At 73.1% G+C, this 10,151-nt stretch carries 10 protein-coding genes; 6 read left to right on the top strand and 4 right to left on the bottom strand.

Annotated features, from left to right (window positions below; all coding sequences use genetic code 11):
* Nucleotides 1-13: 13 nt before the first annotated feature.
* The 4 genes from L3X23_RS01855 to L3X23_RS01840 all read left to right on the top strand — a co-directional run bounded on the left by L3X23_RS01855 (nt 14) and on the right by L3X23_RS01840 (nt 3,183).
* The gene (locus tag L3X23_RS01855; RefSeq protein ID WP_237190275.1) at nt 14-1,312 is read left to right on the top strand and encodes an ROK family protein; all 1,299 of its coding nucleotides are present in this window, start codon (nt 14-16) and stop codon (nt 1,310-1,312) included.
* Nucleotides 1,313-1,413: 101 nt separating this feature from the next.
* Nucleotides 1,414-2,436 (top strand): alpha-hydroxy acid oxidase, encoded by a 1,023-nt coding sequence (locus tag L3X23_RS01850; protein WP_237190273.1) that lies wholly within the window; start codon nt 1,414-1,416, stop codon nt 2,434-2,436.
* 250 nt (nt 2,437-2,686) lie between these two features.
* Complete coding sequence (locus L3X23_RS01845; RefSeq protein ID WP_237190271.1) at nt 2,687-3,004, top strand: hypothetical protein; 318 nt, start codon at nt 2,687-2,689, stop codon at nt 3,002-3,004.
* Nucleotides 2,992-3,183, top strand: coding sequence for a multicopper oxidase domain-containing protein (locus L3X23_RS01840; protein ID WP_237190270.1), 192 nt, complete (start codon nt 2,992-2,994; stop codon nt 3,181-3,183). Before L3X23_RS01845 ends, L3X23_RS01840 begins: the two co-directional genes overlap by 13 nt.
* 181 nt (nt 3,184-3,364) lie before the next feature.
* Here L3X23_RS01840 and L3X23_RS01835 read toward each other — a convergent pair whose 3' ends face one another.
* Nucleotides 3,365-4,939: a class I adenylate-forming enzyme family protein gene (locus L3X23_RS01835; protein ID WP_237190266.1), complete on the bottom strand. Its 1,575-nt coding sequence runs from the start codon at nt 4,937-4,939 to the stop codon at nt 3,365-3,367.
* Between the two features lie 96 nt (nt 4,940-5,035).
* Entirely contained in the window at nt 5,036-5,845 is an 810-nt protein-coding gene (locus L3X23_RS01830) for an enoyl-CoA hydratase/isomerase family protein (protein WP_237190256.1), read from the bottom strand.
* A 178-nt stretch (nt 5,846-6,023) separates the two neighbouring features.
* Between L3X23_RS01830 and L3X23_RS01825 the strand changes: the two genes are divergently transcribed.
* On the top strand, nt 6,024-6,641 hold the full coding sequence (locus tag L3X23_RS01825) for a TetR/AcrR family transcriptional regulator (protein WP_237190255.1): 618 nt from the start codon (nt 6,024-6,026) through the stop codon (nt 6,639-6,641).
* A 98-nt stretch (nt 6,642-6,739) separates the two neighbouring features.
* On the opposite strand, the gene L3X23_RS01820 is transcribed toward L3X23_RS01825, so the two are convergent.
* On the bottom strand, nt 6,740-7,858 hold the full coding sequence (locus L3X23_RS01820) for a cysteine--tRNA ligase (RefSeq protein ID WP_237190253.1): 1,119 nt from the start codon (nt 7,856-7,858) through the stop codon (nt 6,740-6,742).
* A gap of 37 nt (nt 7,859-7,895) precedes the next feature.
* Nucleotides 7,896-9,047 carry a TDT family transporter gene (locus L3X23_RS01815; RefSeq protein WP_237190250.1) on the bottom strand — a complete coding sequence of 384 codons (1,152 nt, stop codon included), beginning with the start codon at nt 9,045-9,047 and terminating at the stop codon, nt 7,896-7,898.
* A 93-nt stretch (nt 9,048-9,140) separates the two neighbouring features.
* On the opposite strand from L3X23_RS01815, the gene L3X23_RS01810 reads away from it, so the two are divergent.
* Nucleotides 9,141-10,073 carry a LysR family transcriptional regulator gene (locus L3X23_RS01810; protein WP_237190248.1) on the top strand — a complete coding sequence of 311 codons (933 nt, stop codon included), beginning with the start codon at nt 9,141-9,143 and terminating at the stop codon, nt 10,071-10,073.
* Nucleotides 10,074-10,151 lie beyond the last annotated feature (78 nt).

The raw sequence follows: 10,151 nt of genomic DNA, 5'->3' as shown, positions 1-10,151 counted from the left end.
GAGGGAGCACCACGTGGTGGCGCCGCTCGATCGGGGGTTGGGTGCCGAGCAGCTCGACTCGCTCGTCGCCGTGCTCGACCTCATCCGCTTCCGCACGGCGCTCACCAGACCCGAGCTGGTCCGGCGCAGCGGCCTCGGACGCACGGTGGTCACCCAGCGCCTGGCCCAGCTGACGAGCAGCGGGCTCGTGACCGAAGGCGCACTCGGCCCGTCGACCGGCGGCCGCGCCCCGCGCGAGCTGCGCTTCCGTGCCGAGGTCGCCGCCGTACTGGTGGCCGAGCTGGGCGCCACGAGCATCAGTGTCGGCCGCACCGACCTCGCCGGGCAGCTGGTCGCCCAGCACGACGAGCCGTGGGACATCGGCGTCGGCCCGGAGCAGACGCTCTCCCGGGTCGAGGAGCTCTTCGACCGCCTGCTCGCCGAGCACCCCGACACGCCGGTGTGGGGCATCGGCATGGGCGTCCCCGGCCCCGTGGAGTTCGCCTCCGGACGCCCGGTCGCCCCGCCGATCATGCCCGGCTGGGACGGCTACCCGATCCGCGACCGGTTCGCCGCCCGCTACGACGTCCCCGTCTGGGTGGACAACGAGGTCAACATGATGGCGCTGGGCGAGTACCGCGCCGGACTCGGCCGCGCCGCCGAGGACCTCATCCACGTCAAGATCGGCACGGGTATCGGGGCCGGGCTGATCTCCGGCGGCAGGCTGCACCGCGGCGCCCAGGGCTGCGCGGGCGACATCGGCCACGTCGCACTGGTGTCGGACGTTCCCGGCGCCGTCCAGCAGGTGTGCCGGTGCGGGAAGGTCGGCTGCCTCGAAGCGCTCGCCGGCGGCTTCGCGCTCGCCCGGGACGCCACCGACGCGGCCGACGCCGGCCTCAGCCCGGCCCTCGCCCAGCGCCTGGCGGAGGCGGGCGCACTGACGGCGACCGACGTCGTGCGCGCCGCCGAGTTCGGCGACCGGGTGTCGATCGAGCTGCTCCAGCGGGCGGGCCGCCTGGTCGGCGAGACGCTCGCGGCGCTGGTCAGCTTCTTCAACCCGTCCATGGTGCTGCTCGGTGGCGGGGTCGGGATGTCCGGCGACCTCGTGCTGGCGACCATCCGGCAGACGATCTACCGACGCTCGCTCCCGCTCGCCACCCGCGACCTGACGATCGTCCGCTCCGAGCTCGGCGACCGGGCAGGCCTCGTGGGCGCCGGCCTCATGGTCGTGGAGGAGCTGTTCTCGCGCGCCCTGCTGGGCCGCTGGCTCCTCGGTGGCACCCCGGTCGGTCACCCCGCCCTGGCCGGGCGACCCACGCCGGCGGAGTACTGACGGTCCGCGGCCGGCTCGGGACGTCGGGCGCCCCTCCCGCGAGCTCTTCACCGCCCGCGCAGTCCGACTACGTCGACGGCGGCGCCGACCTCGAGCTCACGATGGCCCGCAACCGGGCGGCGTTCGAGCAGGTGGCGCTCGTCCCGACCTACCTCGAGCCGGTCGCGGACCCGGACCCGTCCACCACCGTGGGCGGGGAGCGCCTCGCCCTGCCGCTGGCGTTCGGGCCCACCGGCTACACGCGGATGATGCACCACGCCGGGGAGGCCGCGGTCGCCCGCGTCGCCGCCCGCAACGGCATCCCCTACACCCTGTCCACGGTGGGCACGACCACGATCGAGGACGTGGTCGGCGCCGCCCCGAGCGGCCGGAACTGGTTCCAGCTCTACCTCACCACCGACCCCGCCACCAACGACGCCCTCGTCGATCGTGCCCTCGCCGCGGGCGTCCGCACGATCATGCTGACGGTGGACACCGCCGTCGCCGCCCGGCATCTGCGGGACATCCGCAACGGGCTCACCATCCCGCCGACGCTCACCCCGCGGACCCTGCTCGACATGGCCCGTCACCCCGGCTGGGTGGCGAACAAGCTCACCACGCCGCCGATCACCTTCGCCTCGTTGGCCGGCCTGGCCGACGGGTCGGTCGACGCGGTCCGGGTCGCCGACCGCATGTTCGAGCCGACGTTGAGCCTGGACCACCTCGCCTGGCTGCGTCGCCGCTGGCCGCACACCCTCCTGGTCAAGGGCGTCGTCAGTGCGTCGGACGCCCGCCGCGCCGTCGACACGGGAGCAGACGGCGTGGTCGTGTCCAACCACGGCGGCCGCCAGCTGGACCGCACACCCGCCACGCTCGACGTCCTGCCCGAGATCCGGGCCGAGCTGGGCACCGGGCCCACGGTCCTGCTCGACAGCGGCGTCCGGCACGGTCAGGACGTCCTCGCCGCCGTCGCCCTCGGGGCGGACGCCGTCCTCGTCGGGCGCGCGTACCTCTACGGGCTCATGGCGGGCGGCGAACGCGGTGTCCAGCGGGCCCTCGACATCCTCCGCGAGGAGTACGTGCGCTCGCTCCAACTGGTCGGGGTGCGGAGCACCACGCAGCTCGGGAGCCGGGTGGTGCGCTGACCCGACGAGCACCGTGACGGTCGCCATCGTCGCCGCCGCAGCCCGGCACGCCCGTGCCGTGAGCGGTCGGCGCGCCGCCTCCTCCGCACTGACGCGCCCCTCCCGCGCCGACTGAGTCCGCGGTCTTCTCACCCGCCCGGACAGCTCACCGCTCGGGCCCGGCGACGAACCGGCCCAGAAGCTCCTCGAGGGCGCCCGGCGGTGCGACTGCCGCAGCAGCAGACCCAGCCGGAGAGCGACTGCGCGAGTCGTGCTCTTCGACCAGGCCGTCTTCGCAGGCCGTTTCCTCGACGGGAGCTACGACGCCCTCCAGCTGCACCGCGACAACGCGACCTACGCCGGGGTGACGGTCCTGGTCTCCGCATCCGCAGGCCTGCTGGTCCGCCTGCCCGGGCGGGGGCCACGGTGGCCGCTCGTCGGGTCGCTGATGGTCTTCGGGCTGGTCGCGCCGCAGATCGCCGTCGGCTTCGCCCGGCTGATCGGCGTGCACATCCCGCTCGGCGTCGCGACGATCCTGCTCGCCGCGGCGCTCGCCGTCCGGGCCTGGGCGAGCCCGTGGCCACGCTGAGCAGGCGTGGGCGTGCCGTTCGCCCTGGGCGTGGGCGGGTCGTCCTCGACCGGCACCCTGCCGAGGAAGCGGCGATCATCCTCCGGATCGGAGACCACCCGGGCAGGTACGTCCTTCACTGCCACAACCTCGACCACGAGGACATGGCCATGATGGCCGACTTCGACGTCGGCACATGACGTGCGGCAGTGGGAGACCGGCTCGGCCGCGCGACCCTCGGTGGTCGCCGGCGTCGGCTCGACCTGGTGCGCGGCGGCCTCGGCCTCGACCTGGCCCAGCCTCACGCTCGCGCGGTGCAGCTCGGCGTCATGCTCCACGGTCGAGGGCGGGTTCAGCATCGACGCTCCACCGCCGCCCCCGTCACGGTGCGGGCGGCGACGCACCCGCCTGTGCCGAGGCCACGGCCCGCAACCAACCGGGATCGAGCTCGCGCTTGAGCAGCTTTCCCGTCGAGCTCGTCGGTAGGACGTCGACGAGTGCGACGATGCGCGGGTACTTGTAGCCCGCCAGTCGCGCGCGGACGAACTCACGCAGCTCCTCCGCGCTCACGGTCGCCCCCTCCCGCAACGTGACCGCGGCGGCGACCTCCTCGCCGTGCTCGTCGTCCGGGACCCCCACCACGGCGGCCTGCTGCACGTCGGGGTGGGCGTACAGCACATCCTCGACCTCGCGGGGATAGACGTTGTAACCACCGCGGATGATCACCTCCTTGAGGCGGTCGACCACGAACAGGTCCCCGTCGGCGTCCAGGTAGCCGATGTCCCCGGTGTGCAGCCACCCGCCGCGCAGCGCGTCCGCCGACTGCTCCGGCATCCCGTGGTAGCCCGCCATCACCCCCGGTCCGCGAACGAGGATCTCGCCGCGCTCGCCCGGTGCCAGACCCCCGTCGGCTGAGCCGATGCGCACCTCGGTGCCCCACACGGGTTCCCCCACCGATCCCGGTTTGCCCGCCCGGTCCGACGGGGTGGCCGCCACCGCCGAGGACATCTCGGAGATCCCGTAGGACTCGATGAGATGGCAGCCGAAGGTGTCGCCGAACTCCCTCATGACATCCGGTGGCGCCGATTGCCCGCCGAGCAGCGCCACCCGCAGCGCGGGCAGCGCGACCGGGCGTCTGCGGTGCGCGGCGAGCAGGCCGATCGCCATCGCGGGCACGCCGGGGAAGACCGTCACGCCGTACTCGGCCGCGAGCCCGAGCGCCCGGTCGGGCTCGAATCGGGGCTCGAGCACCAGCGTCGCGCCGCTGAGCAGGGTCGCGTCGAGCAGGGCGTTGAGCCCGAAGATGTGGCTCAGCGGCAGCCCGCAGTAGACGACGTCGTCCGGGGTCAGCCGGAAGATCCGGGTCGCGAGCACCTCGGCGATCCAGGCGAGGCCCGAGTGTGTCAGCCGCGCGCCCTTCGGTCGCCCGGTCGTGCCGGAGGTGTAGAGCAGCACCGCCACATCGTCGGCCGCGGTGGCCGCAGGCTCGGCGGCCGGATGGTCCGCGGATCGCAGACGGTCATAGGTCTGGTCTGCGGCGTCCTCGGGACCGCCGACGATCACCGTCGTCTCGACCCCCGCCGCGGCCGCTGCGGTGTGCACGCCCTCCTGCTCCTCGACGGCGGCCGCGGGGTCCAGGAGAAGAACCAGCGCACCGGAGTCGGCCAGGCAGTGCTCGATCTCTCCCGCTCGCAGCGCGGGGTTCAGCGGGAGAGCCACGCCCCCGATCCGCACCGTCGCGAGGTACGCGGCCACGAACTCCGGCCCGTTGGGCAGGAGCAGGCCGACCACGATCCCCGGCCCGACTCCCGCGGCCGCGAGCCCGGCGGAGACCCGCTCGACCTCGGTGGCCAACTCGGCGTAGCTCACTCGTCGCCCGTCGCCCAGGAGCAGAGCGGTCCTGCCCGGGTCTCGGCGCACCGGTTCGGCGAGCAGCATGCTCAGGTTCAGGCCCATCGTGCGCACTCCTCGATCGTGACATCGTCGACACGGAGACCCCGGGGTCGCGGAGGTGACGCGCCGGACGCGGTCCGCGCCCGGCGCGTCGGCCGGTCAGTCCTGCCAGAAGGTCTTGGAGACCTTGCGCCGCTCGGCTCGCGAGGCCGGATCGGCGAAGTCCTCCATGCCGTCGGTGGCGAAGCGACCGGGCTTGTTCGCGAACGGTCGGATCGGCACCTCGAAGGCCATCGCGCCGGACAACGGCAGGTCCGCCCCCTTGTTGAGGACGAACTTGGTGCGGCGCACGGTGATCGGGTTCTTCTTCGACATCACCTCGACCAGCGCGTCGACCTCCGCGTCGAGCTGCTCGGGGGCCACGATCCGGTTGATCAGGTCGTGCTTCTCGGCGGTCGCGGCGTCGAACAGCTGACCGATGAGGTTCCATTCCTTGGTCTTGCGACGCCCCGCGAACCGCCCCAGCCGCGTGACCCCGCCCCAGCCCGGGGTGATGTCCCAATCGATCTCCGGCATCCCCCACCGGCTGCGATCGGTGGCGACCACGAAGTCACAGGTCAGCGTGAGCTCGAGACCACCGCCCGTGCACACCCCGTCCACCGCGGCGATGGTGATCGGGGTCAGGTCCTCGATCAGCTGAGCGGTCTCCTGGTACTGCCGCGCCTGCCAGTACGGGTCGTCGTCGCTCCAGGTGAGGAAGTCCTTGATGTCGTCCCCCGCGCAGAAGGTCTCCCCGGCCCCGCGAAAGATGAGGAAGCGGCAGTCCCGGTCCCGCTTCACCTCACGGACGGCATCCGCGAGTTCGTCCGACATCTCCTTGTCCAGCGCGTTGTGCGCCTCCGGCCGGTTGAACGTGATCGTACGGATCGGACCGTCCTGTTCGAACAGGATCTTCTTGTAACCGGGCATCGGATTCTCCTTCGAACGAGTGCTCGTTCAGAACGTAGAACCTATGAACCCGAGCCGTCAATGGCGTCATCTCCGCACGTAGATCAGCCACGGGTGGAGGTCGCTGTCTCGGAACGAGTGTTCGCTTCACGGCTCGACCTCGCGGCGCACCCGCTGACGTGTTTGCTAGGGTCGGACCATGTCGTCCGCGTCCCCTCCCGCCCGCCGACGCGCCAAGCGCGCCGGCCACGGTCTCGGGGACGTGCAGGATGCAGCCCTGACCCTCTTCGCCCGTACCGGCTACCGGGCGACGGGTGTCCGCGACATCGCCGACGCACTGGGCATCGGCCCCACCAGCGTCTACAGCCACGTCCGGACCAAGGGGGAGCTGCTGCGCGAGATCGTGGTGACGACCCTGCGCCAGGTGCTCGCCGGACAGCGGGACGCCGTCGCCAGCACGTCCGACCCGGTGTTGGCACTGCGCCGCTCGGCCGAGAGCCTGGTGCGCTACTTCCTGGCCCATCCGCGGGAGTCGATCGTGACGATCCGCGACTTCGCCTGGGTGGACGACGCGGACCGGCCCGAGATCACCCGCCTGCGCCACGAGTACCGATCCGGGATCGAGGAGGTGCTGGCCCGTGGCGAGGAGGCCGAGCTGCTCGTGGTCGAGGACCGCAAGCTCGCCGCCTTCGCGATCATCGAGCTGTGCGAGGCCGTCGTGGGCTGGTACCGGCCCGACGGTCCGATGTCGGCCGAGCGGGTGGCCTTCCTCTACGGCGAGTACGCGGCGCGGATCGCAGGCGCGCGGCCGAGCTGACCCGGCAGACCTCGCCGCGGCGTCGACGGTCCTCCACCACTCGGGCAGCGCACCGTCCGGACCGAGCCTCGTGCCACCGACCTCTCTCGCCGGTCCGCCTACTGCAGGGCGAGGGTGCGGATCGCCAGCCGGGCGGCCTCCCCACCGGCGTCGACGGCGACGTCGAGAGCGGTGGTGACGTCCAGGTCGTCGCGCAGCGCGGCCCGCACCCGGTCGACCGCGGCGTCGGAGCCGGTCTTGCGGCCTGCGGCGACGTAGAGATCCTCCAGCCGGCCGGCGGCGGGCGCGACGTCGTCGGCCCGGTACTCCCAGGGCTGCGACCACGGGCGGTCGAGCAGCAGCAGCCGCAGCGCCGCACCGGAGGTCTCGGACAACAGGTCCTGCACGAGAACGAGATTGCCGGTGGACTTGGCCATCTTGGCGCCCTCCGCTCCGACGACCCCGACCCGGAACCCGCGCCTCGCGAACCGGCCCGCGCCGGTGGCCGCGGCGACCATCGCGGACTGGTACGCGTGGTGCGGGAAGGTCAGGTCGGCCCCGCCGGCCAGGACGTCCACCACCCCGCCCAGCGTCGCGACGGCCATGGCCGCGCACTCGGCGTGCCAGCCCGGCCGTCCGGGCCCCCACGGGCTCGGCCACGCGGGATGCGCCTCGCCCGACGGCTTCCACAACGGGACGTCGAACGGATCGTCGCGGGCCGGGTCCCCCGGTTCGTCGCCGTACTCGCTCGACAGCACCAGCGCGGCGTCGCGGTCCAGGCCCGCCGCTGCGGGAACCCCGGCGCCACGGAAGTAGACGGTCCCGGCGCGCTCGTAGGCCGCCCCGGTGGCCAGCAGCGTGCGAGTCAGCGCGATCACGTGCTTGACGTGGTTCCGCGCCCGCGGGGCGTGGTCCGGCGGACGGATCTGCAGCGCGGCCATGGTCTGGTCGAACAGGAACTCCTGCCGCAACCCGAACTCGTCATAGTCGATCCGGCGCTCCGCCGCGGTGCGCGTCAGCACGTCGTCGACGTCGGTGATGTTGCGGGTCACCACCACCGGGGTGCCACTCATCCGCACCACCCGGGCCAGCGTGTCCGCCCACACGAACGTCGCCGCGTGCCCGAGATGGGTCACGTCGTACGGGGTGATCCCACAGACGTAGAGCCGTGCGGGGACGGTGAGCGGCAACGGCTCCCCGTCCAGCACGATGCCGGCCTCGCTCCCGTGCAGCGTCATGTCCGCATCCTCGCAGCTCGCGTCCGCGCGGGCGTCGTCAGGCAGGCAGGAACAACCTGCCGCGCAGGCTTCCGCAGGCGGTGCGGACGGTGACGGTGCCCCAGGCCGCGACGAGGGCGGCGTAGAAGGCCACGGCGAGCCAGGCCACGGCCTCCAGGCCCGTGTGCACGGCCAGCGCGCTCGTGCCCGTGACCACCGTCCCGACCGGGAACGTGAACGACCACCACGTCAGCCCGAAGGGCAGCCCGACACGGGCGGTCCGGACCGTCACGGCCAGCGCGACGGCGATCCACAGCAGCGCGAACCCGAACACCGGAACGCCGTAGACCAGCGCGAACGCCTCGAAAGCCGTCGAGTACGGCGCCGGCAGCGCGAGGTGGGCCTGGTCGCCCAACAGGTTCACCGCGGTGATCGACTGGCCGAGCCAGCCCAGCACGATCCACAGCGTCGGCACCCTGGCGGGCGGACCGGGCTCGTGCCGGGTCGACCGGAACCAGATCAGGGTCGTCACGATCATCGACGCGAGCAGGCTCAGCCCGAACATGGCGTAGCAGCCCAGCAGCAACAGCGTCCGGAGCTGGCCCGATGGGGCGTACGGGACCAGGAGTGCGCCGGTCGCCGCCGAGACCATCGGCGGAACGACGGGCATCAGCCAGCCGCCGAACACCGAGTCGGTGCGCAGGTCGTGGCGGGTGAACATCAGGTACGGGACCGCGACGGCGCTCGCCAGGCCGGTCAGAGTGCCCAGGGACCACAACACGACGTCCACGTGCAGCGCGACGGTCTCCCCGAGCACGTCCTTGCCCAGCAGCAGTGTTCCCGCGCCGACCGTCAGCAGCGCCATCGGCGGAGCGCCGTAGAACTGGGCCATCACCGGATCGGCGCCATGCCCGCGCGCGGTGCCCGGGTGGAGGACCCAGTGAGCGGCCCAGGCCACGATCAGCGCCACGAGGAGCAGGACGGCCGTCATCCACACCACGAGCGCGGCCGTGTGCAGGCCCGGGACCCGGAGCGGGAGGGTCGCGGCGGCGGTGGCCACGATCCCCGTGCCCATGATCGACGCGAACCAGTTCGGGCCCAGGTGCGCGAGCACCTCCCGCGGGTGCGCGAGATCCCGGAACAGGCCCAGCCGGTGCAGCAGCGGGGGCGCGAGCGGGGCGGCGGGTCGATCCAGGATGCCTGCGGACATGACCTCACGGTGCTCTCCGCAGAGCCCGGCGAGTACCCGCCACTCGCTGGTGGACCCACAATGAGTCCTTGTGGCTGAAGGTAGGTTGTGCTTGTGGCTCTGTCCTCGCACGTTCCGGAGCTCGGCGCACTGGAGTTGGTCCTGACGGTCGCGCGGACCGGGAGTCTCGGCGCCGCCGGTCGCGAGCTCGGACTCAGCCAGCAGGCCGTGTCCGCCCGGATCCGGACCGTCGAGCGACAGGTCGGCGTGCGGCTGGTCGACCGCGGCGCGCGCGGCAGCACCCTGACCGATGCGGGCGCCCTGGTGGCCGACTGGGCGGCGAAGGTTCTCGACGCCGCCACCGAGCTGGACACCGCCATCACCGCGCTGCGCGCCGACCGCGACGATCACCTCGACGTCGCCGCCAGCTACACCGTCGCCGAATACCTGCTCCCCGGTTGGCTCGTCCGCCTCCGCACCGAGCTGGGGCCGACGACCGGAGTCAACCTCGTCGTCCGCAACTCCGATCAGGTCGCCGCCCTCGTCCGCGACGGGCGCGCCGACCTGGGCTTCGTCGAAGGACCCGACCTCCCGGCGGGGCTGGGGGCGGCGACCGTCGCGACCGATGAGCTCGCCGTCGTCGTGCCACCCGGCCATCCGTGGGCCCGCCGCCGCGGCCGGAGCGTCGGCCCGACCGAACTCGCCGGGACCGCCCTCGTCGCCCGCGAGGCAGGCTCCGGGACCCGGAGGGTGCTGGACCGAGCGCTCGACGAAGCCGCCCCCGGGACCACTCGACCCGCGCCGGCTCTGGAACTGGCGGCCACCACCGCGATCCGCCACGCCGTGTTGGCCGGAGCCGGTCCCGCGGCCCTGTCGCTGCTCGCCGTCCGAGACGACCTCGCTGCCGGACGCCTGGTTCGGGTCAGGGTCGCCGAGCTGGACCTTCGACGCGAGCTGCGCTGCGTCTGGCCCGACGGCCCCGCGCCCGCCGGGCCCGCCCGTGAGCTGCTGCGGATCGCCTCGGCCCGAGCCGGTACACGACGCTGAGTGCAGCGGTCATGGGGAGGGCACCGGTGGGTGACCACTCCGCCGGGTCGGGTCGACACTCCAGCCGAAGTTCATCCG

Origin of the sequence: Pseudonocardia sp. WMMC193, assembly GCF_021728735.1 — a bacterium.
Lineage (GTDB): Bacteria > Actinomycetota > Actinomycetes > Mycobacteriales > Pseudonocardiaceae > Pseudonocardia > Pseudonocardia oroxyli.
The sequence above is the reverse complement of the archived record's forward strand: the minus strand, read 5'-3'. Positions and strand labels throughout refer to the sequence as shown.